The organism is Corallococcus sp. BB11-1 (assembly GCF_026626625.1).
Taxonomy (GTDB): domain Bacteria; phylum Myxococcota; class Myxococcia; order Myxococcales; family Myxococcaceae; genus Corallococcus; species Corallococcus soli.
In genome coordinates this window covers 524561-546151 of the sequence record NZ_JAPNJY010000035.1, presented here as the reverse complement: position 1 = coordinate 546151, position 21591 = coordinate 524561, and the positions used below count along the sequence as shown (strand labels likewise).

The 21591-nt window shown below is 71.7% G+C and carries 17 protein-coding genes; 10 read left to right on the top strand and 7 right to left on the bottom strand.

Annotated features, from left to right (window positions below):
* Positions 1-19: 19 nt before the first annotated feature.
* From OV207_RS31530 to OV207_RS31520, 3 genes are all read right to left on the bottom strand, one after another.
* Positions 20-1438, bottom strand: coding sequence for an RICIN domain-containing protein (locus tag OV207_RS31530; protein WP_267558709.1), 1419 nt, complete (start codon positions 1436-1438; stop codon positions 20-22).
* A gap of 88 nt (positions 1439-1526) precedes the next feature.
* On the bottom strand, positions 1527-1730 hold the full coding sequence (locus OV207_RS31525) for a YbdD/YjiX family protein (RefSeq protein WP_193430490.1): 204 nt from the start codon (positions 1728-1730) through the stop codon (positions 1527-1529).
* The gene (locus tag OV207_RS31520; RefSeq protein ID WP_267558708.1) at positions 1730-3793 is read right to left on the bottom strand and encodes a carbon starvation CstA family protein; all 2064 of its coding nucleotides are present in this window, start codon (positions 3791-3793) and stop codon (positions 1730-1732) included. Before OV207_RS31520 ends, OV207_RS31525 begins: the two co-directional genes overlap by 1 nt.
* Before the next feature lie 118 nt (positions 3794-3911).
* On the opposite strand from OV207_RS31520, the gene OV207_RS31515 reads away from it, so the two are divergent.
* A complete protein-coding gene (locus tag OV207_RS31515) occupies positions 3912-5336 on the top strand; it encodes a S41 family peptidase (RefSeq protein ID WP_267558707.1) in 1425 nt (474 codons plus the stop codon).
* A 46-nt stretch (positions 5337-5382) separates the two neighbouring features.
* Here OV207_RS31515 and OV207_RS31510 read toward each other — a convergent pair whose 3' ends face one another.
* On the bottom strand, positions 5383-7452 hold the full coding sequence (locus OV207_RS31510; RefSeq protein ID WP_267558706.1) for a lipoxygenase family protein: 2070 nt from the start codon (positions 7450-7452) through the stop codon (positions 5383-5385).
* Between the two features lie 216 nt (positions 7453-7668).
* On the opposite strand from OV207_RS31510, the gene OV207_RS31505 reads away from it, so the two are divergent.
* Both OV207_RS31505 and OV207_RS31500 read left to right on the top strand, forming a co-directional pair.
* Positions 7669-8205 carry a DUF6321 domain-containing protein gene (locus tag OV207_RS31505; RefSeq protein WP_267558705.1) on the top strand — a complete coding sequence of 179 codons (537 nt, stop codon included), beginning with the start codon at positions 7669-7671 and terminating at the stop codon, positions 8203-8205.
* 325 nt (positions 8206-8530) lie between these two features.
* Positions 8531-9052: a GNAT family N-acetyltransferase gene (locus OV207_RS31500; RefSeq protein WP_267558704.1), complete on the top strand. Its 522-nt coding sequence runs from the start codon at positions 8531-8533 to the stop codon at positions 9050-9052.
* Between the two features lie 28 nt (positions 9053-9080).
* Here the strand turns inward: OV207_RS31500 and OV207_RS31495 are convergent, their stop codons facing one another.
* A complete protein-coding gene (locus OV207_RS31495; RefSeq protein WP_267558703.1) occupies positions 9081-10406 on the bottom strand; it encodes a collagen-like triple helix repeat-containing protein in 1326 nt (441 codons plus the stop codon).
* Positions 10407-10918: 512 nt separating this feature from the next.
* On the opposite strand from OV207_RS31495, the gene OV207_RS31490 reads away from it, so the two are divergent.
* Positions 10919-11443, top strand: a complete 525-nt coding sequence (locus OV207_RS31490; protein WP_267558702.1) for a phage tail protein — start codon at positions 10919-10921, stop codon at positions 11441-11443.
* 45 nt (positions 11444-11488) lie between these two features.
* Here OV207_RS31490 and OV207_RS31485 read toward each other — a convergent pair whose 3' ends face one another.
* Positions 11489-12121 (bottom strand): helix-turn-helix transcriptional regulator, encoded by a 633-nt coding sequence (locus tag OV207_RS31485; RefSeq protein ID WP_193430483.1) that lies wholly within the window; start codon positions 12119-12121, stop codon positions 11489-11491.
* 187 nt (positions 12122-12308) lie between these two features.
* Between OV207_RS31485 and OV207_RS31480 the strand changes: the two genes are divergently transcribed.
* The 3 genes from OV207_RS31480 (at position 12309) to mdcG (ending at position 17385) form a co-directional block, all read left to right on the top strand.
* On the top strand, positions 12309-14789 hold the full coding sequence (locus OV207_RS31480; protein ID WP_267558741.1) for a ribonuclease H-like domain-containing protein: 2481 nt from the start codon (positions 12309-12311) through the stop codon (positions 14787-14789).
* Positions 14790-14906: 117 nt separating this feature from the next.
* The gene (locus tag OV207_RS31475; protein ID WP_267558701.1) at positions 14907-16442 is read left to right on the top strand and encodes a hypothetical protein; all 1536 of its coding nucleotides are present in this window, start codon (positions 14907-14909) and stop codon (positions 16440-16442) included.
* A gap of 283 nt (positions 16443-16725) precedes the next feature.
* Entirely contained in the window at positions 16726-17385 is a 660-nt protein-coding gene (mdcG, locus tag OV207_RS31470; RefSeq protein WP_193430480.1) for a malonate decarboxylase holo-[acyl-carrier-protein] synthase, read from the top strand.
* A gap of 37 nt (positions 17386-17422) precedes the next feature.
* Here mdcG and OV207_RS31465 read toward each other — a convergent pair whose 3' ends face one another.
* On the bottom strand, positions 17423-19384 hold the full coding sequence (locus tag OV207_RS31465; protein ID WP_267558700.1) for a DUF4185 domain-containing protein: 1962 nt from the start codon (positions 19382-19384) through the stop codon (positions 17423-17425).
* 424 nt (positions 19385-19808) lie between these two features.
* On the opposite strand from OV207_RS31465, the gene OV207_RS31460 reads away from it, so the two are divergent.
* The 3 genes from OV207_RS31460 to OV207_RS31450 are packed head-to-tail and all read left to right on the top strand — an operon-like array spanning position 19809 to position 21574.
* Complete coding sequence (locus OV207_RS31460) at positions 19809-20552, top strand: beta-ketoacyl synthase chain length factor (protein WP_267558699.1); 744 nt, start codon at positions 19809-19811, stop codon at positions 20550-20552.
* Entirely contained in the window at positions 20545-21324 is a 780-nt protein-coding gene (locus OV207_RS31455; protein ID WP_193430477.1) for a lysophospholipid acyltransferase family protein, read from the top strand. The genes OV207_RS31460 and OV207_RS31455 overlap by 8 nt, the downstream gene beginning before the upstream one ends.
* Entirely contained in the window at positions 21311-21574 is a 264-nt protein-coding gene (locus tag OV207_RS31450; RefSeq protein ID WP_193430476.1) for a phosphopantetheine-binding protein, read from the top strand. The genes OV207_RS31455 and OV207_RS31450 overlap by 14 nt, the downstream gene beginning before the upstream one ends.
* Positions 21575-21591: the final 17 nt, after the last annotated feature.

The window sequence follows — 21591 nt, the reverse complement described above, 5'->3', positions numbered from 1 at the left end:
CCCGTCCCGTCCGGCGGGACTACCGCGCTTCCATCCGGAACTGCTGGCAGTCGTTGTTGGACCACGTCCACTGCTGGAGCAGCGTGCCGTCACCGCTGCCGCCCTGGCAGCCCGTCACGTCCAGCACCTTGCCGCTGTGCCGCGCCTCCAGCCGGACGTAGCCGTTGCCCAGGGCCACCGGCTTGAACTGCTGGTTGGCGCCGCCGGAGTACGTCCACTGCTGGAAGCCCGCGCCGTCCGCGCCGCTCGCGTCCCGCACGTCCAGCGCCTTGCCGCTGTGGCGCGACACGAAGCGGAAGTAGCCGCTGTCCGTGGCCTCCATGGACCACTGCTGGCTGGGGCCGGTGTGGCAGGTCCACTGGTGGAGGATGGCGCCGTCCGCCGTGCTGGGGCCGGAGATGTCCACGCAGCGCCCGGAGGCCTTGTTCACCAGCCGGTACACGTTGGTGCCGCCCGTGCCCTGCGCCACCGAATAGATGGCGTTGAGCAGCGACGTGCTCCCGGACGTGTCCTGGCTCAGCTCCCAGATCATCACGCCGCCGTTCTGCATCCCCAGCCGCGTCTTCGCCTGGATGGTGGCGATGCCGTTGTAATAGACGTCCCCCACGTTGTCCTTGTAGGGGGCCTGCGAGTCGCGCGCGACCAGCTCCGAGTACCCTACGTAGCTGGACGGCGAGCGGCCGTAGAACGGCACGCCCAGCACGGCCTTGGACGCCGGCAGCCCGCGCCCCTTCCAGTAGTTCAGCGACTGGACCGCCAGGTCATAGGTCGAGTGCGGCTGGCCGCCGTCGTAGGCCATGAGGTTGAGGAAGTCGACGTCGCTGAACACCGACGCGGGCACGCCGCCGCCCGTGTAGCCGAGCGCCACCACCGCCGCCGTCAGGAGCTTGCCCCGGCTGTGCATCGCCGTGCCCAGCTCGCGCATGAGCAGCGCGTAGTTGTTCCCCGACGTGCCGGGGTCCGGGTATTCCCAGTCGATGTCCACGCCGTCCAGGCCGGTGGCGTTGACGAAGTTCACCACCGAGTTCACGAACGCGGTGCGCGTGCTCGCGTTCGCGGCCATCTGTTCAAAGGCGCTGTCGTTGCCGTCGTTCCAGCCGCCCACCGCGATGAGCACCTTCACGCCCTGCGCGTGCGCCTTCGTCACCAGCGAGCGCAGCCGCGCATCCGAGCTGCTCACGCCCGTGAGCCCGCCCTGCGCCGTGGGCAGCGCGAACGCGTAGTTGATGTGGCTGAGCTTGTCGTACGGCAGCGTGTCCACGTTCCCCGCCCACGTCGGCAGGTAGCCCACCACCCGCGTCGCCAGCGCCGGGGACTCCACCACGCCCGGCGACTCTTCGGCCGGGGCCACGTCCCCGGGGCCCGCGCAGGCCCCCAGCGAGGCGAGAATCACGGCGCCCAGCGCCAACGTCCGGAACGGTGTTGCGATGAAAGACAAGGAAGACTCCTGCATCATGGGTTTGACGGGCCGAACCCGCAAAAACCCATCAAGCAGTTTTTCCCGTAAACCTCAACGACTCATCGCTTCAGCAGCAGCGGCCTCCGCCGCCCCGGTAGCGGGCCTGGAGGCGGTCGTTGAAAAACTCCGCATAGGTCATCACCGCGCTGTCCGGATGGTGACGGTTCATGTGGGCGACATAGGTGTCGTAGTCGGGCACGCCAATCATCTGCCGCGCGATGCGCACGGCCTTGCGCCAGGCCTGCTGGAGCGTCTGGACGAAGCCTGGCATCAGCGCTCCCCCGTGGCGGCGGCCACGTAGGGCGTCTCCTGCGCGGTGGCCTCCGAGGAGCGCCGGGCCGCGAGGACGGCGCGCACGCCGAAGAGGAGCGTCGCGACCACCACGGCCATGAAGAACACGGTGAGGCCGGCGTCCAGGTAGTCGTTCCGGATGATCTGCTCCATCTCCTCCAGGGACTTCGCGGGGGCGATGACGCGGCCTTCGTCCACCGCGCGGGAGAAGGCCCTGGCGTGGGCGACGAAGCTCACGCGCACGTCGCCTCCGAAGACCTTCTGGAAGCCGGCGGTGAGCGTGCACAGCACCAGCCACGCGGCGGGGATGCCGGGCACCCAGACGTAGCGCTCGCGCTTCATCTTCATGAGCACCACGCACCCCAGCGTGAGCGCCACGGCGGCGAGCATCTGGTTGGCGATGCCGAACAGCGGCCACAGCGTGTTGATGCCGCCCAGCGGATCCACCACGCCCTGGTAGAGGAAGTAGCCCCAGGCGCCCACGCACACGGCGGTGGCCAGCAGGTTGGCGCCCCAGGACTCCGTGCGCTTCAGGGGCGCGTACACGAGGCCCGCCAGTTCCTGAATCATGAAGCGGCCCACGCGCGTGCCGGCGTCCACGGTGGTGAGGATGAAGAGCGCCTCGAAGAGGATGGCGTAGTGGTACCAGAAGGCCATCATCCCCTGCCCGGACACGAGCCCGTGGAGGATCTGCGCCATGCCCACCGCCAGCGTCGGCGCGCCGCCCGCGCGGGACAGGATGGTCGTCTCACCGATGTCGCGGGCCGTCTGCTCCAGGACGTCCGGGGTGATGACGAAGCCCCACTGGCTGAGCGTCTGCGCCGCCTGCGTCGCCGTGGTGCCGATGAGCGCCGCGGGCGAGTTCATGGCGAAGTAGACGCCCGGGTCCAGCACCGACGCGGCGATGAGCGCCATGATGGCGACGAAGGCCTCCATCAACATGGCGCCATAGCCCACCATGCGCGCGTCGCCCTCGTTGGCCAGCATCTTGGGCGTGGTGCCCGACGCGATGAGCGAGTGCCACCCGGACACCGCGCCGCACGCGATGGTGATGAACAGGAAGGGGAACAGGCTGCCGGAGAACACGGGGCCGGAGCCGTCCACGAACTTCGTCACCGCCGGCATGCGCAGCTCCGGCGCCGCCAGCGCGATGCCCACCGCCAGGAGCAGCACGGTGCCAATCTTGAGGAAGGTGGACAGGTAGTCGCGCGGCGCGAGCAGCAGCCACACCGGCAGCACCGCCGCGCAGAACCCGTAGCCGATGAGCATCCACGCCAGCGCCTTGCTGTCGAAGGTGAACCAGGGCGCCCAGGTGGCGGACTCCGACACCAGGCCTCCCAGGAAGATGCTGAGCATCAGGAGCACGAAGCCGACGATGGACACCTCCAGCACCTTGCCGGGGCGCACGTAGCGCAAATACAGGCCCATCAGCACCGCGATGGGGATGGTCATGGCCACGGTGAAGGTGCCCCAGGGGCTGTGCGTCAGCGCCTTGACCACCACCAGCGCCAGCACCGCGAGGATGATCATCATGATCATCAGCACGCCCACCATCGCCGTCACGCCGGCGGCCGGCCCCAGCTCCATGCGCACCATGTCGCCCAGCGACTTGCCGTCGCGGCGGACGGACAGGAACAGCGTCATGAAGTCCTGCACCGCGCCCGCCACCACCACGCCCACGAGGATCCACAGCGTGCCGGGCAGGTAGCCCATCTGGGCGGCCAGCACCGGGCCCACGAGCGGCCCCGCGCCCGCGATGGCCGCGAAGTGGTGGCCGAACACCACCCACTTGTCGGTGGGCACGTAGTCCAGGCCGTCATTGCGACGCTCGGCGGGGGTGGCGCGCGTGGGGTCCAAGCGCAGCGCTTTTTCGGCAATGAACCGGCCGTAGAAACGATATCCCAGCATGAACACCGCGACCGAGGCGACCACCAGCCAGATGGCGTTGATGGACTCCCCCCGGTGCAGCGCCACCACGCCCAGGCTGAACGCCCCGGCCACGGCCACCAGCCCCCATCCCAGCTTCCGAGCGATGCCACCCATGAGGACTCCCCGTCGCGGGCCCCGCACCGGCACCCCGCGTGGGGCTTATAGCGCACCGTTTGTCCCAGCCTGCCCCGTGCGCCAGGGGATGTCGGATGTTGAAGGAAGCATGATTGCCATGAACGCTCCGCCCCGCCTCCGTGCGCTTCCTCGTTTCGCGCCCCTCCTCCTCGCGGGCCTGCTGACCGCGTGCGCCACGGCGCGCGCTCCGGCGGGCCCCGTCAGCGGATCCGCTCCGGAGGTGTGGCGGTCCCGGGGGTATGGGTGGCTGCTGTCGGTGACGCCGGAGGGCCTGCGCCTGCACCACGAGACGGCGGCCGGGTGCCATCCGGATCCGGCGTCGTCGTCGGAGCTGAAGGCGCTGTTCGGCACCCAGGAGCCGGGGCCCTCAGGGGACGTCCGGGACTTCCTCGCCGCGCCGGGGGAGACGCGCTACCGATTCGACCGCGTGGCCGCGCTTCCCGCCGGCTGCGACGCCCCCCACGCGTGGAGCGCGCCGGAGCTGTTCGACGTGTTCCAGGCGACCTTCGCGGAGCACTATGCCTACTTTCCCCAGCGGGGCCCGGACTGGCTGGCGCGGCTGGAGGCGGAGCGGCCCCGGGTGTCGCCGGACATGGAGGGCCGGGCGTTGTTCACGCTCTTCGCGGAGGCCCTGCGGACGCTGGGCGATGCGCACGTGGCGCTGGTGCCGGATGACGCTTCGTCCGACACGCTGACGTACGAGGAGCCCGCCACGGGCACGTTCGCGCTCCTGGAGCAGGAGGCCCGGCGGACGGGGCGCACCGCGAAGGCCGTGCAGAAGCAGTGGTTGGGCGCCTACCGCGACGGAGTGCTCCATCAGGTGCTGCGCGGTCAGGGACACCACGTCGCGAACCAGCGCGTGTTCTGGGGCTTCGCCGCGCCGGGCGTCGGCTACCTCAACGTGATGACGATGGGCGGCTTCGTCGCCGCGACCGAGGGAGGCGACGCGACGCCGGAGCAGGAGCTGGCCGCGCTGGAGCCGGTGCTGGATGAGGCGATGGCCGCCTTCGCCGGGGCCACGGCGGTCATCGTGGACGTGAGCAACAACCGGGGAGGCCATGACGTCGTCGCGCGGGCCATCGCGGCGCGCTTCGCGGACCGGCTCCGGCTTGCGTATTCCAAGTGGGCGCACGGGGCGAAGGACGTTGCGCCCCAGGCGTTCATCCTCGCACCCACGTCGCGTCCGGCGTTCCACGGGCCCGTCCACCTGGTGACCAGCGACGTCACGGTCAGCGCCGGTGAGGTCTTCACGCTGGCGATGCGCGCCCTGCCCCAGGTGGTCCACGTGGGCACCCGCACGCGGGGCAGCTTCTCCGACGTGCTCGTCAAGCCGCTGCCGAATGGCTGGACGGTCCACCTGTCGAACGAGCACTACACCGACGCGCGGGGAGAGGACTTCGAGGCGCGCGGCGCGCCTCCCCAGCGGACGGTGGAGGTGTTCCCGGAGGGCGACCTGTTCCACGGCCATGCCCGGGCGATTCGCGCGCTGGCCGACTCGCTGGGGGTTCGCGAGGCGAAGTAGCGGAAGCGGCCCCCGGGGGCACGAGGCCCCCGGCGGCGGACATGCATCAGATGTTGATGCTCTGCGGAATCTCCGAGGGGAGCAGCGAGCGGTACGGGATGCGGCGCAGGTTGCGGCGCGCGATGGTCGCCTCCACCTCCCCGAGCCGCTGCTGGAAGTCCTTCAGGGGGACCGCCACGCGCGGGTCCTGGAAGTAGGGCCCTGCGCTGTACCGGTCATAGGACCCGAGCGAGCCGAAGTACACGCTGCCCAGCAGCGTCATCAGCGTCTGCTGCGAGAAGGCCTGCTGGAGCGGCGGCAGGTACGCGAGGAGCGCGTCGATGTTCGCGGGCTCCGCGACGAGCGGCGCGCCAGGCAGGGGCGCGTAGGCCGCCAGCGGCAGGGACGGCGTGAAGGACATGACGTAGGACTGGGGGAAGTTCACCGCGGCGTGCTGCGCGCTCGCGGTGAAGATGATCATCGTCACCAGGTCCGCGAGGTAGCCGCGGGTCCGCAGGCTCCCGCCCTCGCCGATGTCCTGCAACCGGCCGCCCTGGGGCGAGGCCAGCTCCTTCAACCACGCCTGGAGCTCGTAGTCCGCCGACACGTCCGCGTCCGAGCCGTAATAGAGCGACACGTAGTCCGACACCCATTGATGGAGCGACGCCCAGACGAGCAGCCCGTCATCCCGGTACGGGTAGTCCGGGAACGCCTGCGCATCGTCCACGCCCCGGTTGGCGAAGGTGCGAGGGAACAGCTCCTGGTTGAAGCGCAGGCCCTCCACGGCCTGCACCGCCAGGGACGCGGACGCTTCGATGGTGCCCGGCAGCAGGCGGTCCACGAAGCCGCCCGGCGCGATGAGCGACTCCACCGCCGCGTTGTTGATGGCGAGCGTGCCCTGGAAGTGGGGCGTCAGCAGGACCTGGAGCGGGTGCTCCGGCGGAAGCTGCCGCGCGGTGGCGAGGGTGAAGGCCTCCGTCAGCAGGTGGGTGAGCCCCAGGTGGCTGATCATCTCGTGCCAGGTGCCGTCCGCCACCTGGAGGAAGAGCCGGGCGACCTGCCAGCCCAGCCCCTCCGCGGGCGTGACGACGGGCGTGGAGGGCCCCGGCGTCTGGGAGCACTGGATGGCCACGGCCCGCAGCAGCCGATCCGCTTCGCCCGCGCGGGGCACCGCGAAGAGGGCCAGCGGCGCGCAGACGTACTTCTGCTTCGGGAAGGTGCCCCCCTTCAGCCCTTCGAGCACCGCGTAGTCCGCCAGGTACACGCGCCCTTCGCCCATGGCCGCGGCGAGGCTGTCGTCCGGCCCCATCGTCGAGCGGAACTGCGCCTCCGTCACCGGGAAGCGCGCATCGGGCCTGGACAGGCGGCGGAGCACCACGGGGTTGGGACCCGCGACCCGCAGGCGCGCGAACATGACGTCATCCAGCGCGGCGCCCGCCCCCGGGGTCATGGGCAGCAGTTGGAACTGCGACTGGTAGCCCTGGAGGTTCTTCGCCTGGCCGTACTGACCGATGACGCGCAGGAGCAGATCAAAGGCGGTGTCACCCAGGAACTCCGACAGGTGGCCCAGGGAGTCCTTGAGCCCCTCCGCGAACTGCTCCAGCGAGGCGGGTGCCGCCGGCTGGTCGCGCGGGGTCAGCGGGGAGGCGGTGGACGTCCGGGTGCCACCGCCGCCGCCCAGGTCGATGGCGAGCGACGGGCCCGTTCCCGTCGCGAGCCCCTGGCCCGAGGCCACCCCCGCCAGCGCCACGGCGCTGGCCGGCGCGGAGATGACGTGGGTCTGGTCGAAGAGTCGCGAGAGGTTCAGGTGGTGGGTCTTGAGCTCCAGGTAGGCCTTTTCGGCCCGGTGGAGCTCCTCCTCGGTGAAGTCCTCCAGCTTCTTCGCGAGGGAGGCCGCCGACTCGAACAGGTGCGAGCCCATGGAGATGAGGTTTCCCGTAATGCCAAGCGCCTGGTTCAACACGCCCAGGGTCCAGACAAAGGCGAAGCCCTGCCCCGCGGGCACGGACTGGGCGACGCCCAGGGGCTGGACGCGCGTGGTGAAGTCGTAGACGTACTCCGTCTGGAGTTGGGCAAGCTGCTGCTTGCGCTTCTCCTGCTCAACACCGGGGGCGTTCTGCGGCAGCGTGGGAGTCATTGGCATTCCATGGGCGCGTTCGCCCAGACAGCGGGTGGAATCCAGGGCGGGGCCGCGCTCCGGAGGAGGCGCGGCCATTCTTTCCCAAACCAGACACCGCCGGGAAGGGGGGCAGGCAGGGAGGCCCCTGGGGGCGCCGTGCCATCGCGGTCGGGAAGACCTACCTCTTCTCCCGTGGAGCCCACGTGGGCCCATGCCTCATGAGGAGGAGAGCCGATGCCGACCCGTTCCCCTGTCCGCAAGCGCGTCACCCGCGGCCGGACGCTGAAGGACCCCCAGGGCGGACTGACCGATGCGGGCCGCGCCTGGTTCCATGACAAGGAAGGCGCGAACCTCAAGCCGGGCGTGAAGGGCAAGGCAGACACGCCGGAGAAGATGCGCCGCAAGGGCAGCTTCCTGCGCCGTCACTTCACCCACCCTCGGGGCCCCATGGTGGATGCGAAGGGCAAACCCACGCGACTGGCATTGTCCGCCCGTGCATGGGGAGAGCCGGTGCCTCGCGACACCGCCGGGGCGAAGAAGCTCGCGGACAAGGGGGCCCGGCTGCTGGAGCGCTACCACGCGGCGAAGGAGCGCTCGGGTCCGGCGGCGAAGCGCGGCGGCGTGAGGAAGACTCGCACCGCCGTGGCGGCGAAGCGCACCGGGGGAAAGAAGACGCGGACCGTGGCGGCGGCCCGCAGCGTGAGGGCGAAGAAGGGCACGCCTTCCACCTCGCGCAAGCCCGCGACCCGGCGCGCGAAGAAGAAGGCCTGAGACACCGCATGGGACGGCTCAGCCAGGAGTCCCGGGCGTGCCCTCCCACGGACAGGCGAGCGGAGGTGACGTGGCCGGCGGGGTCGAAGTGCTCCACAGGCCGTCGGAAGGGGGAGGTGGTGCCGGGCCGGAGGGCGGAGTTGCGCGTTCGGACGACCACCGCCGATGCAGGCGGGGACCACGAAGCCCCGGCACCCCGGCGGTCAGCGACCTGCAAGGCTCATGATGGAGGGCGCGCGATGTGCCTTGCAGCTTCCGGAGGGGATACGGTTCCCCTGCCCGCGCGCCGGATGTCCTGGCGTGCACCCGAGGAGGAGCCTGCTCCGTGACGACTCCCGTGCCCTTCACACCCCACTTGCGGCCCGTCACGCCCGGGGACGACGGCTTCCTCTTCACGCTCTACGCGAGCACGCGTGCCCAGGAACTGGCCGCCTGGGGCTGGAACCCGGCGCAGCAGGAGATCTTCCTGCGCACGCAGTACCAGGCCCAGGCGCGTCACTACGCCGCCCTCTACGCCCCGGAAGGCCACGCCCTCATCGAGGTGGACGGAGCGCCCGTGGGCCGCCAGTGGCTGGTGCGCACGCAAGCGGAGACGCTGTTGGTGGACATGGCCCTGCTGCCCTCGCACCGGGGCCAGGGGCTGGGCACGCGGCTGCTGTGCGCGATTCAGGAGGAGGCAGCTCGGGCGCGCGTGCCCGTGCGGCTGAACGTCACGCGCGACAATCCGGCGCTGCGGCTCTACACCCGGCACGGGTTCCTGCCCGTGCCAGGGAGCGACCCGGCGTCACCGTACCTGGAGCTGCATTGGCGGGCGCCGGAGGGCGACTCCGGAACCGGTCCCAGGTGAAGGCCGGCTCCGGGCAGGGCCCCATCGACTACAGGCCCAGCAGCGACTCCGGCTCGGGGGCGACCGTCTGGAGGAAGTAGCCGCCCGTGCCCGCGCTGGCGTTCCCGTTCGTGGTCGTGCCCGGGATGATGCCACCGCCATTGCCTCCCGAGCCACCGCTGCCTCCGCCGCCGCCCGCCGTGAGGATGCTGCTCCCCGTCTGCGCTGCCGCGTTGGCCCCCGCCCCACCGCCTGTCACCACCACGGTCCCCGTCACGCTGGGGGTCGCGGAAGCGATGAAGTGGACGATGCCACCGCCACCGCCACCGCCACCGCCCTCACCCGTGCCGGCGTTGCCGTTGAAACCATCCGCGCCATTGCCACCCTGCACGCGGATGATGCCGCCCAGCGTGATGTTCCCCTTCGCCGCCACCAGGACGACGCCGCCACCGCCGCCGCCCGTCCCCACGATGGACTGGCCCCCCGTCTGGGGGTTCACGCCATTGGCCCCGTTCGCGTTGATGGCGCCACCGACGACGATGCGCACATTGCCCCGCGCGGCCAGCATCACCGCGCCACCACCAGCACCACCCTCCGCGCCCGCGCCCGCGTAGAGGCGGGCACCGGCCCCGCCGGACGTGTTCTGGACCCGCCGCACCTGGGCGCCCTGGAACGACGCGAGCCCCACGCCACCGCTGTACGAACCCGCCGCCGTCCGGGCGACGCCGGTGGGAGCCTGACCGCCGCCCAGGTCCTCCGCCCCCGGACGCACGGTGACCGTCCCGCTCACGGTGATGTCACCCGAGGAGCGCAGCACCGTGCCGCTGGGCACGATGAGGTTGCCCGTGATGTTGATGCTGCTGAACTGGAGGTTGAAGCCCGCCGGAAGCTGGGAGACACCCGTGGGGGTGGTGAGGTCCACCGTCTGGCCGGAGCCCACGTTGAACGCGCCCGCGGAACCGTCGCCATAGAGCCCCTGCGAGCCCGACGCGCCCTGCGGACCCTGCGGACCTTGCGGTCCCTGAAGCCCTGCGGCGCCTGGCGTTCCGGCCGGCCCCGTGGCACCCGGCGCTCCGGCAGGTCCCGTGGCACCCGGCGCTCCAGCGGGCCCCGCCGCGCCGACCGCACCGGCCGCACCCGGGTCGCCCTTGTCACCCTTCGCACCGGCAGCGCCCGCCGCGCCCGTGTCCCCCTTCGCGCCAGCAGCGCCCGTGTCACCCTTCGCACCGGCGGCACCCGCCGCGCCCGTGTCTCCCTTGTCCCCCTTCGCGCCAGCAGCGCCCGTGTCCCCCTTCGCGCCAGCAGCGCCCGTGTCGCCCTTGGCGCCGGCGGGCCCCGTGGGACCCGCGATGCCCTGCGGACCGAGGGGCCCCATCGGACCCATCGGGCCCATGGCCCCCTGCGCCCCCTGCGCTCCCGTCGCGCCGGCAGGGCCCGTGGGGCCCGGGACGCCCTGCGGTCCTTGCTCCCCTCCGCCGGGACCCGGCTCACCCGCCGGGCCCTGCGGACCGATCTCGCCCGGCTCGCCCTTCTCACCCGCGGGGCCCATCGCTCCGGCGGGGCCCGTCGCTCCCGGAGGACCCTCGGGGCCGGCGGGCCCATCTCCCGTCTGGCCCGTGCAAGCGGACACCATCAAGGTCGCGCAGAGCGACAACACACGGAAGCCCGAGAACTCCCCACGGAGGGGCACGAAGGATCGAAATGACATGAATTGGGTCCTTCCCCAACAGCAGGCGGTGCGGCGACGTGCAGCGTAGGAGGAAACGCGTTCACGCCCTGTGAAGCATCGCACACCCCAGGTCGGATTCGTGAATGACGCGCCACGACCTTTCTTCAGGCAGTCGAGGCATGTTCTGTTCGACGCCCAACACCCACCCAGGGGGAACCATGTCTGAACCGTACCTCGGTCAAATCATCATGTTCGGAGGCGACTTCGCGCCTCGCGGCTGGGCGCTCTGCAACGGCGCGCTGCTGCCCATCGCGCAGAACCAGGCCCTCTTCGCCATCCTGGGCACGACCTACGGCGGCAATGGCACGACGACGTTCGCGCTGCCGGACCTGCGCGGCCGCTTCCCCATGCAGCCCGGCCAGGGCCCCGGCCTGGCACCGCACACCCTGGGCGAGGCCGCCGGCACGCAGGCCGTGACCCTCATCTCGACGCAGATGCCCGCGCACACCCACCCGCTGATGGCCAACATGCAGGAGGGCAACGCGGAGAGCCCGGAGGGCGCGTACCTCGCCGCCTATCCTCCCGGCAGCACGCCGACCCCCTACAACACGACGCCCAATACGGTGATGGGGCCCCAGGCCGTGGGCATCGCTGGCGGCAGCCAGCCAGTGCCCATCATGAACCCGTACACCTGCGTGAACTTCATCATCGCGATGGAAGGCATCTTCCCCTCGCGCGGCTGAGGCGTGTCCGCGGCGGGCCCGGCCCCGAAGCCGGGGCTCGCGGCCTCACCCCAGGGCCTCCGCGCGGGTGATGCGGTCCAACCGGAAGTGGCGCCGTTCGCCGGACGCGAGGTCCACCGCGTCCAGCCGCGTCTCGTGCCGGTCCATCACCACGGACTCGATGCGCACCTCGCGCACCGTCTCCAGGTAGTTGCCGTCCACGTAGGTGATGCGCAGCGGCTGGCGTTCGAACCACGCGCGCTCCAGCGCCTCGCGCACGGGCTTGCGCGTGGGCAGCGACGGCACGCCCAGGAACGTCAGCTCCCGCAGCCGCTCCAGCAGCTCCCGCTGCGCGGACGTGGACAGGGCCGAGCGCACCTTGTCGAGCGCCGACTCCAGCGTCCCCGTGAAGGGCAACAGCCGCATGTCGATGGCGAAGCGGCCCAGCGCCACGATGAGCGCCGCCTCGCGCGCGGTGAAGTTCACCGGCGGCAGGCTGTAGCTGCGGTCCAGCGCATAGCCCCCGCCCCGGCCCCGCTCCGCCCCCACTGGCAGGGACGCGGCGCGCAGCGTGTCCAGGTCGCGGTAGATGGTCCGCACCGTCACGCCGAAGCGCTCCGCCAGCACCTCCGCGGTGACGCCGGTGCGGCGGCCCCTCAGGTACTCGGCGAGGGCGAAGAGTCGCTCGGTGCGCTGCATGGTCCGGGTATCCTGACATACCGCTGTCAGCCGGGGGCCTCAAGCTGCGGGCCGAGCCTCCGTGATGCGAAGCCCCTTCGACAGCGCCGTCGCGCCTTGCGCCACCCGCCCTTGCGAACCCGGCACCGGCGCGCCTATGAGCACCGGGAGCGCCGCGCGCATCCCGCCGCGACCCGACCCCGTCCCCATGGCCCCACCGCCCCCGGCCCATCCGAAGGAGGACGCGTGGTTGTGGGGCTGGGACCCCACGCCGGGCATCGTGTCGGTGTGGGCGGAGCCGGACGGGCGCGCCTTCGTGTGGAAGCGCCAGCCGGGCACCTCCGTGAGGCTTCGCGAGGACGCGCGCTACCGGCCCTGGCTGCTGCTCGCGTCGCTCCAGGACCTGGAGCACCTGGGCCCGGCGCTCCAGCCGGAAGGGGCGCGGGCCCCGGCGGGCGCGGTGACGTTCCGCGAACTGGAGGGACCAGGGGCGCTGCGCTATCAGGTGAGCGCGGACGACGGCCGGGCGCTGGGGGCCGCGGTGCTCCGGGGCGCGTCGTCGCGGCTGGGCCAGCGCGTGGGGCACCTGCGGGACCTGGGCCCCCACGCGGTGCTGGTGCTGCCCCCGGAGGAGCAATACCTGGTCGCCACCGGGCGCACGTACTTCCGCGACCTCGTCTTCGATGACCTGCGCCGCCTCCAGTTCGACCTGGAGACCACCGGCCTCAATCCCACGAAGGACCGCATCTTCCTCGTCGCGCTGAGGGACCCCGAAGGCCGCGCGGAGACGCTGGAGGTGACGCAGGACGGCGACGCGGGGGAGGCGGACCTGCTGCGCCGGCTGGTCGCGCGCATCCGGGAGGCGGACCCGGACGTGGTGGAGAACCACAACCTGCACGGCTTCGACCTGCCGTTCCTGGACCAGCGCGCGAAGCAACTGAACGTGCCGCTGGCGCTGGGCCGCGCGGGGCTGCCGGGCCTGCGCCACCGGCCCTCCGCCCGGGGCGCCGCGCTGGGACATGGGCCCGGAGGCCGCGAGGCGGACGCCATGCGCCGCGCGCGCTACACCGTCCCGGGGCGCGAATTCATCGACACGCTGGACGCCGTGCGCCGGCACGACTTCTCCGCGCGCGACCTGCCCGGCCACGGCCTCAAGGCGGTGGCACGGCACCTGGGGCTGTCCGGGCCCGAGCGCGAGCTCATCCCCGGCGCGCGCGTGTACGAGGTGTTCGGCAAGGATCCGGAGCGGGTGCGCCGCTACGCGCGCGACGACGTGACGGAGGCCGCGGGGCTCGCGCACCTGCTGGGTGGCGCGGCGTTCGCGCTCGCGCGCATGGCGCCCCGGCGGTACGAGCGGCTGGCGGACGCGGGCCCGGCCACCGGCGTGCTGGATCCGCTGCTGGTGCGCGCCTACCTGCGCGAGGGCGCGGCGCTCCCGGCGCACGAGTCCGGCGACGGCACGTCCCACAGCGGCGCGGCGCTGCACCTGTTCGCCACCGGCGTCGCGCACCACGTGGTGAAGGCGGACGTGGCCAGCCTCTACCCGTCGCTCATGCGCCAGTACCGGATTGGACCGAAGCGCGACCGGCTGAACGTGCTGCTCGCGCTGGTGGACCGGCTGGTGGATCAGCGGCTGGACGCCAAGGCGAAGGCGAAGCTGGCCCCGCCCGGCTCGCCGGAGCGCCACACGCACGAGGCGCTCTCCGCGGCGATGAAGATCGTCATCAACTCCGCCTACGGCTACCTGGGCGCGGTGGGCCTCACGCGCTTCTCCGACGTGCACGCCGCCAACGAGGTGACGCGGCACGGACGCGAGGTGCTGGGCCTGCTGTGCCGGGAGCTGGCGGGCCGGGGCGTGACGCTGCTGGAGGCGGACACGGACGGCGTCTACTTCGCGGTGCCGGAGGCGTGGACGGAGGCCGACGAGCGCCGCGTGGTGTCGGAGGTCGCGGCCCTGCTGCCGCCCCGCGTGCGGCTGGAGTTCGACGGGCGCTACGCCTCCATGCTGTCGCACGAGCCGAAGAACTACGCGCTGCGCCCCTACGCGGGGCCGCTGCTCCTGCGCGGCGTGGCGTTCCGCTCCAGCCGCGCGGAGCCCTATGGCGAGCACTTCCTGCGCCGCGCCATCCAGGGCCTGCTGGCCGGGGACGTGCGCGCCGTGCGGGACACCTGGGTGGACGCGGTGATGGCGCTGCGGCGGCGGCTGGTGCCCACCTTCGAGGTGACGGCCCAGGTGCGGCTGACGAAGTCGCCCGCGCAGTACCTGGCCACGCGCAAGCAGCGACGTGAGCTGTCCTACGAAGCGCTGCTCACCAATGGCCGCGACCGCTGGGCCGTGGGCGAGCGCGTGCGCATCTACCGCGCCACCGGAGGCCGCGCGGGCCTGCTCGTGGAGCCGGACGCGGAGGAGGGCGAACCCGCGGCCCGGCTCGCGGTCGGCTCCCCTGCCGGCGACGACCCGCGCGACTACGACGTCGAATACTACGTGCGCCTGCTCAAGGACTCCTTCGCGGCGCGGCTCGCGCGAGGCCTCACGGCGGAGGACTTCGCCACCGTGTTCGCGGATCCCGACCAGCCCTCGCTCTTCACGCCCTCCCTGACCGAAGCGCGCCCCGTGCTCACCGTGCTGCGCGAGCCCAGGGGACCGGAGTTCGCAGAAGCCTCCGCGAACCCGGACACCGCCGCATGAAAGTCCTTGGAACACCGCGCTTCTCAGTGGCGCTGGAACGCTGCCGTGTCCCGGTTCCTCCGGGAGTCGTGGGGAGGGCCCTGCTACAGTGCGTCAACCGCGATGGCCTTTCCGTTGATGATGCGTCCCACGCCCCGTGCGCTGGTGGTTCCCGGCACGGTGGTGATGCTGTTCCTGCTCCCCTGGCTCATCTATTCGAGCGCGGTCGTCCACCGCTACGGCCTGCGTGACGACTACGCCATCCTGAGGGAGGCGCGCGAGGAGCCGGGGAAGATCCTCCGCTTCTGCGCCTCGCAGGGCCGCCCCTTGTACGGCTGGCTCCTGGAGCTGTCCGCGAAGGCGGCGGGCGGCATCGACGGGTTGATGGGGCTGCGCCTCCTGGGCGTGGCCGGGCTGGGCGCGCTGGCGGCGGCGGTCTTCCTGCTGTTGCGCAAGGAGGGCTGGAGGACGGGCTCCGCGGCCCTGCTCGCGGCGTTCCTGACGCTGACGCCGTCCGCGCAGGTCATCGCCAACTGGAGCATCTGCTGGCCGCAGGCGGTGGCGTTGGTGCTGGGGCTTGTGTCCTTCGCGTGCGCCCGCCGCGCCATCGGCCACGAACACGAGGGGGCGTCGCGGGGGCCGGGCTGGATGCTGGCGGCGGTGGGGGCCATGGCCACCGCGACGCTCATCTACCAGGTGAGCGGGCTGTTCTACGCGGTGCTGCTGGCGGCGGCGGTGGTGGTGCGGAAGGACGCGTCGCTGAAGGACACCGTGCGCTGGATGGCGAAGCACCTGGTCGTGATGGGCGTGGGGCTGGTGGTCGCCTACGCCATCACCCGCGTGACGTTCGCCACGGGCCTCTTCACGGCGTCCCCCCGCTTCTCCTTCGAGAAGCACTGGGTGGACAAGACCCTCTGGGCGCTCACGCACGTGTTCCCCAACGCGCTCGCCCTGTCCGCGCTCAATGAGGCCCCCGGCGACATGGACGGCTACTGGGGCATGGTGGCGCTGACGTTGACGCTGCTGGGCGTGGGCGTGGGCGTGGAGGGCCGCCGCTCGGGGCTCACCGGGGTGGGGCGCTGGCTGCTGGCGCTGGTAACGCTGTCGGCGGCGGCGTACTCGGCGGGCTTCCTCGCTGGCGAGCGCTGGCCCACCTACCGCACGCTCAACGCGCTCACCGGCGTGTGGGCCGTCTTCTTCGCCGCGTCGCTGGTGAACCTGGGCACCGTCTGGCCCCGGTACGGGCCGCGCGCGGCCACGCTGCTGCTCAGCGGGTTCGTGGCCTTCAGCGCGCTCCTCGCGCACGAGCAGTCCCTGGAGCTGTTCGCCCTGCCCCAGGGGCGGGAGCTGGCGCTGATGGAGCAAGGCGCGAGCCTCGTCGTCCCGGCCCAGAGGCCGCGCGTCTTCGTGCTCACCGCGAAGCAGGCGGACTCCACCGCGCCCTTCCACTACCTGGACGAGTTCGGCTCCGTCTCCGTGGACGCGGAGTGGGTGGCCAAGGAGATGCTCAAGGCGCTCGTGAAGGAGCGCTTCCCCCGGGAGCCGGACGTCGGAGGCCTCTACCGCTTCGCCGCCGGCCCGGTCGCCCCCGAGCCGCGCAACTACGACATCCTCATCGACATGCGCCGGCAGCACGTGGGCGCCGTGCGCCCCGCGCTCCACCCGCCCCGTTAGCCCCGCGTTTCCGGTTCTACACGCCGGGCACGGGAGCGCTCCGCCTCCCGCGAGGCGCCTCCTCACACAGGGCCTCCCACCCGGATTTCCGGGGAGAGGTGCTGGACAGAGGACGGCCGGACGGCTGTCGCGCCGCCGCGTGCAGGTTGGGCCCCACCCGGGGCGTGAATCCGGGTAATGAATCGGGTGGTGATGGCCTCCGTTGCTCCGCCCCTCCTTCCGCGTCCGCGAGCCTCCCGGCGAGGGCGCCCGGGTTCCGCCCGGGCAGAGGGGTCCGTCATTGATGCCGGGTAAGCGTCCGGTACGGCACGACTGGGTGTACCTGGGCGCCGACTGGGCGGAGCACCTGCGCTCACCGCTGAACCCGGACGTCCTCCGGCAGGTGAAGGCGTGGAGCGACCAGGGCCGGCCCCTCACGGTCGCCCGCCAGGACATGCCGGACCAGGACGACGAGCTGCGCCTGGGGCTCACCCTGCCCGACCGCCGTCACCTGGCGGTGCACGTGGCCCTGCCGGCCGTGGTGCGCGTGTTGCCGCCGCCCACCGTGGGCGAGGCCCGCGCCTCCGCGCCCGCCGCGTGGCAGCCCGCGCTGGAGGACGTCCTCGCGCTGGGCACCGTGTTGGACCTCACGGTGGCGGTGTTCGGCTCGCTGGCGTGGCAGCTGCGCTCGGGCGTGCCCTTCCTGCGGCCACTGTCGGACGTGGATCTGCTGTTCGCCCCCGCGCGCTGGAGCGACGTGGAGCGGCTGCTGTTCGGCCTGGAGGCGGTGTCGCGGCGCCACTCGGTGGTGCGCCTGGACGGCGAGGTGCTGCTGCCCGACGGCGGCGCGGTGGCCTGGCGCGAGCTGGCGCTGGAGCCGGAGATCATCTGGGTCACCGGCCCCCGGGGCGCCAGTCCCCGCACGCTCAAGGACCTGCGCGCGCTGTTCCCCGCCGAGCCCTGAGCGGCACGTTGGCCGCCCGGGGCCCGGAGCCGCAGCGCTAGTTTCGCGTCACCGCCACGTCGTCCACCTGGAGCCAGGTGTCGCCCGTGTTCGCCCACGTCCCGGCGTACACCTCCACGGCGTGGTTCGGGCCGGAGTCGAACGAGACGCTCTGGAGCGTGTAGTTGCCCAGGGCCTGGGTGAGGTGCGCCTCGTTGAGGATGGGGCCATTGTTGAGCCCGCGCGCGCCGAAGTAGCCGTCGTCCTGGTTGGCGGACGTCTTCACCCAGCCCGTCAGCGTGTAGCGGGTGTGGGGCGTCACCGCGACCTCCTGCTTGATGGCGTTCCAGCCCGTGTTGTTGCGCACCCACGCGTTGTTCGCGCCCGTGCGCGCGAAGCCCAGCCCCCGGTCGATGCCCGCCTTGCCCAGCGTGTACCAGGGGGAGGTGGCCGTGCCGGAGGGCTGCTGTTCGAAGCCGCCTTGCGCGACGAGGTTCGCGCCCCGCGTGAGGCTCACGTCATCCAGCTGCGCCCAGGTGTCGGCCGCGTCCGCCCAGACGCCGCCGTAGACCTCCACCACGGTGTTCGCGCCGGAGTTGAAGGTGACGGTGCGCTCGGTCCACGCCGCCAGCGCGCCGAAGGGCGCCTCGCCCAGGACGGGGCCGTTGCCCGCCGCGCGCGCACCGAAGTAGCCCGCCGCGTTGTTGGAGGACGTCCGCAGCCACCCCTTGAGCGTGTAGTCCGTGTGGGGCTGCACGACGACGTTCTGCTTGAGCGCGTTCCAGCCGCTGCCGCCGCGCACGAAGCCGTTGTCCTGTCCGGTGCGCGCCTGCCCCTGCGCGCGGTCGATGCCGCCTCCGCCCGCGAGGTACCAGGGCGCCATCGTCGGCGTCGCGGCCTGCGTCTCGAAGCCCGGCTCCGACAGCAGGTTGTCCCCTTGCGTGTCGGCGGCGAGCGACGCGCGCAGCAGGAACGTGTTGTAGGGCGTCCACTGCGAGGAGATGAAGTACAGCTCCGTGGCGCTCTGGCCCCACGGGTGGATGAACGCGTTGTAGATGCCGGGGAAGGCAGCGCCGGTGGCCAGCACCTTCTCCCCGCTCCAGGGCCCCGTCGGCGTGCCCGCGTCGCGCAGGACGACGGCCTGACGGTGCTCGTTGAGGTACGTCATCAGGAAGCGGCCCAGCGCCGCGTTGTAGACGACGGACAGCTCTCCCGCGACGCCGACCGCCACGGGCCGCGCCGCCGCCTGCGACGTGGACCAGCCGTTGCCGTCCCAGTAGCGGTACGCGTTGATGTCCAGCAGCGCGCCCTCCGGAGCGCGCGCCAGGTGCACGTTGCCGAAGCGGCCGTTGGGCGTGGTGAACAGGTAGACGAACCCGCCGTTCTTCACCATCGCCGCCATCTGGAAGGGGTTCGTCCAGGCCGCGTTGTTCGCCCAGCGGGCCGACGGGTGCTTCACCCAGTTCTGGCCGTTGTCGTCCGAGTACGCGATGCCCGCGTGGTTCGTGAACCACTGCCCCGGGTCACCCCAGTGGTGCACGGACATGTAGTGGATGTAGTGCCGCGACCCCACGGTGACGCCCGCGGTGGGGATGACGGTCATCTCGTCGTTGTTCACCTTCTTCGACGGGAGGATCTCCTTCGCGTGCCTCGTGCGGTCCTGCACCATCGCGGTGAAGGTGAGTCCGTTGGACAGCGTGGCGTCCGCCGAGCGCGCCAGCACGTTGCTGCGCCACCCTCCCCCGCACCCGCCGTCGCCACACCAGCCCACGCCGAAGGTGTCCCCGAACAGGACGAACACCTCCCCGCCGCCCTTGTCCCAGACGATGCCCAGGTCCGTGCCGTACACCTCATAGTTCGTGTGCGTCTGGTTCGGGTTGGGCAGCAGCTCCCCCGCGGGCGTCGCCCCCGTCACCCGCGCCACCTTCGTCACGTTCGTCGGCGTCACCGCGCCCGCGGTGCCCGTACCTCCCAACAGCCACACCGCCTGCACCACCACCGCCCGCTTCCACGTCGTCATGCGTCCCATGTCTTGAGCGCCTCTCCCGTCCATGAACCTGGATTCAGAGCAAGAACAGAAAAACCTTAGCGCTTCCGGCCGGGGCTCCGGCATGGCCGCGCGGGGACGGTGAATACGCAGGGCCTCCGCGACGTCGGCAACGCACGCACGCGACCCGGCGCCCACGGTGGCTCCGAATCACCCGTGGGGGTCTTTTCGACCTGCGGGGGCTCTGGAGGCAGGCCCCCCTGGACAAACCTGCTGGTTCCTGAAAGCCGAGTCCGGATTGCGCGTTTCCCCAGCAAAAGTGGTGGCTTGCAAGGACGTGGGGGCACAAAGCGAAGCAACCCCCTGCTCCCCTGCTGGCCCGTCTGGGGGCTGCAATTGTCTCCCTGTGGATGCTTTGGTAAGGGTTGCCTTTGGGAGCGCTTGGGGCCTCTCCGTCATGATGGGATTCACCGTTCAGCGCTGGGCCGCATGGGCCCCTGGCCTCGTTGAGCCGGCCGCTTGGGACACCTGGCTCGCGAAGCCCCACCCCCTCCCTGCCGAAGGCACGCCCGCGCTCACGGAGATGCCCGCGATGATGCGCCGCCGGGTGGACCGGCTGGGGCGAATCGCCCTCCAGGCCACGTATCAGGCGCACGCGGACGCCCCGGAGGCCCCGGTGCTCTTCGCCTCCCGCTACGGGGACCTGGGCCGCTCGCTGGAGCTGCTCACGCAGCTGGCGCGCTCGGAGCCGCTGTCGCCCACGTCGTTCAGCCTGTCGGTGCACAACGCCATTGGCGCGCTCTACTCCATCGCGCGGGGGGACACTTCCGCCTATGGCGCCATCGCCGCGGGCGAGGAGACGGTGGAGGCCGCCTTCACGGAAGCGGGGGGCCTGCTGGCGGACGGCGCGCCCCGCGTCATGGTCGTCATCTACGACGAGCCGGTGCCAGCCCCCTGGCAGCACTTCTCCCCGGCCGCGGAGTGGAAGTTCCCGCGCGCCTGGGCGTGCCTGCTGACGGCCGCCACGGGCCCGGACTCCATCCACCTGGGCTGCCACGCCGGGACCCTGGACGCGCCGTCACAGGAGCCGGAGTCGCTGCCAGAGGACCTGCGCGCGCTGCGCTTCCTGGTCTCCGGCGCGCGGCGGTGGGAGCACCCGGTGGGCGGCGCCCGGAGCTGGCGGTGGGAACGCCATGCTTGAGAAGCTCGACCGGCTCTGGCGCATCTTCGCCACCGGCCTGTCCTTCGCCACGTTCGGGCTGGGGGGGCTGGCGCTGCGCCTGATCTACTTCCCGCTGCTCCAGCTCTTCGTTCGCGAGCCGGCCCGGCAGACGCGGCTGGCGCGGCTGGCGGTGCACCACTCCTTCCGCTTCTTCGTCGGCTACATGCGGTTCCTGGGCGTGCTGCGCTACGAGCTGGAAGGGGTGGAGAAGCTGTCGCGCTCCGGGCTGCTCATCCTGGCCAACCACCCGACGCTCATCGACGTGGTGTTCCTCATCTCGCTGGTGCCCAACGCGGACTGCGTGGTGAAGGCGAGCCTGGCGAACAACCCGTTCATGCGCGGCCCCATCCGGGCGACGCGCTACCTGTGCAACGACTCCGGGCCCGGGCTCATCCAGGACTGCATCGCGTCCGTGAAGGCCGGCAACAACCTCATCATCTTCCCGGAGGGCACGCGCACGCCCGTGCACGGGCCCATGCAGTTGCAGCGCGGCGCCGCCAACATCGCGGTGCGCGGCCCCTGCGACATCACGCCCGTCACCATCCGCGTCGCGCCGCTGGGCCTCACCAAGGGCACGCCCTGGTGGAAGGTGCCGCCGAAGCCCATGCACTTCATCATCCGCGTGGAGGATGACATCCCCGTCTCCGCCAGGGACGCGGATGCGGGCGACGCGGCGAAGGCCGCGCGCCACCTCACCACACGCCTTCACGACCATTTCTCCCGGGAGAGCCAGGGCCATGCTGGAGCTTGAGCACGAAATCAAGCGTCTGGTCATCGAGACGCTGAACCTCGAAGACCTCAAACCGGACGACATCGATCCGGCCGCGCCGTTGTTCGTCGAAGGCCTGGGGCTGGACTCCATCGACGCCCTGGAGCTGGGACTCGCGTTGCAGCGGTCCTACGGCGTCGTGCTGGCGAGCGACTCCAAGGAGAACCGCCGCCACTTCGCCAGCGTGCGGGCGCTCGCGGACTTCGTCAGCACCCACCGCACCAAATCCTGATTCCTGAACCCCCAGCG

What these genes read in the sequence shown, in the direction of transcription:
- OV207_RS31465 (WP_267558700.1), bottom strand. Translation starts at nt 19,384, where the DNA reads ATGACGACGTGGAAGCGGGCGGTGGTGGTGCAGGCGGTGTGGCTGTTG.
- OV207_RS31450 (WP_193430476.1), top strand. Translation starts at nt 21,311, where the DNA reads ATGCTGGAGCTTGAGCACGAAATCAAGCGTCTGGTCATCGAGACGCTG.
- OV207_RS31490 (WP_267558702.1), top strand. Translation starts at nt 10,919, where the DNA reads ATGTCTGAACCGTACCTCGGTCAAATCATCATGTTCGGAGGCGACTTC.
- mdcG (WP_193430480.1), top strand. Translation starts at nt 16,726, where the DNA reads ATGCCGGGTAAGCGTCCGGTACGGCACGACTGGGTGTACCTGGGCGCC.
- OV207_RS31455 (WP_193430477.1), top strand. Translation starts at nt 20,545, where the DNA reads ATGCTTGAGAAGCTCGACCGGCTCTGGCGCATCTTCGCCACCGGCCTG.
- OV207_RS31460 (WP_267558699.1), top strand. Translation starts at nt 19,809, where the DNA reads ATGATGGGATTCACCGTTCAGCGCTGGGCCGCATGGGCCCCTGGCCTC.
- OV207_RS31525 (WP_193430490.1), bottom strand. Translation starts at nt 1,730, where the DNA reads ATGCCAGGCTTCGTCCAGACGCTCCAGCAGGCCTGGCGCAAGGCCGTG.
- OV207_RS31495 (WP_267558703.1), bottom strand. Translation starts at nt 10,406, where the DNA reads ATGGGGCCCCTCGGTCCGCAGGGCATCGCGGGTCCCACGGGGCCCGCC.
- OV207_RS31505 (WP_267558705.1), top strand. Translation starts at nt 7,669, where the DNA reads ATGCCGACCCGTTCCCCTGTCCGCAAGCGCGTCACCCGCGGCCGGACG.
- OV207_RS31510 (WP_267558706.1), bottom strand. Translation starts at nt 7,452, where the DNA reads ATGACTCCCACGCTGCCGCAGAACGCCCCCGGTGTTGAGCAGGAGAAG.
- OV207_RS31480 (WP_267558741.1), top strand. Translation starts at nt 12,309, where the DNA reads ATGGCCCCACCGCCCCCGGCCCATCCGAAGGAGGACGCGTGGTTGTGG.
- OV207_RS31475 (WP_267558701.1), top strand. Translation starts at nt 14,907, where the DNA reads ATGATGCGTCCCACGCCCCGTGCGCTGGTGGTTCCCGGCACGGTGGTG.
- OV207_RS31520 (WP_267558708.1), bottom strand. Translation starts at nt 3,793, where the DNA reads ATGGGTGGCATCGCTCGGAAGCTGGGATGGGGGCTGGTGGCCGTGGCC.
- OV207_RS31515 (WP_267558707.1), top strand. Translation starts at nt 3,912, where the DNA reads ATGAACGCTCCGCCCCGCCTCCGTGCGCTTCCTCGTTTCGCGCCCCTC.
- OV207_RS31485 (WP_193430483.1), bottom strand. Translation starts at nt 12,121, where the DNA reads ATGCAGCGCACCGAGCGACTCTTCGCCCTCGCCGAGTACCTGAGGGGC.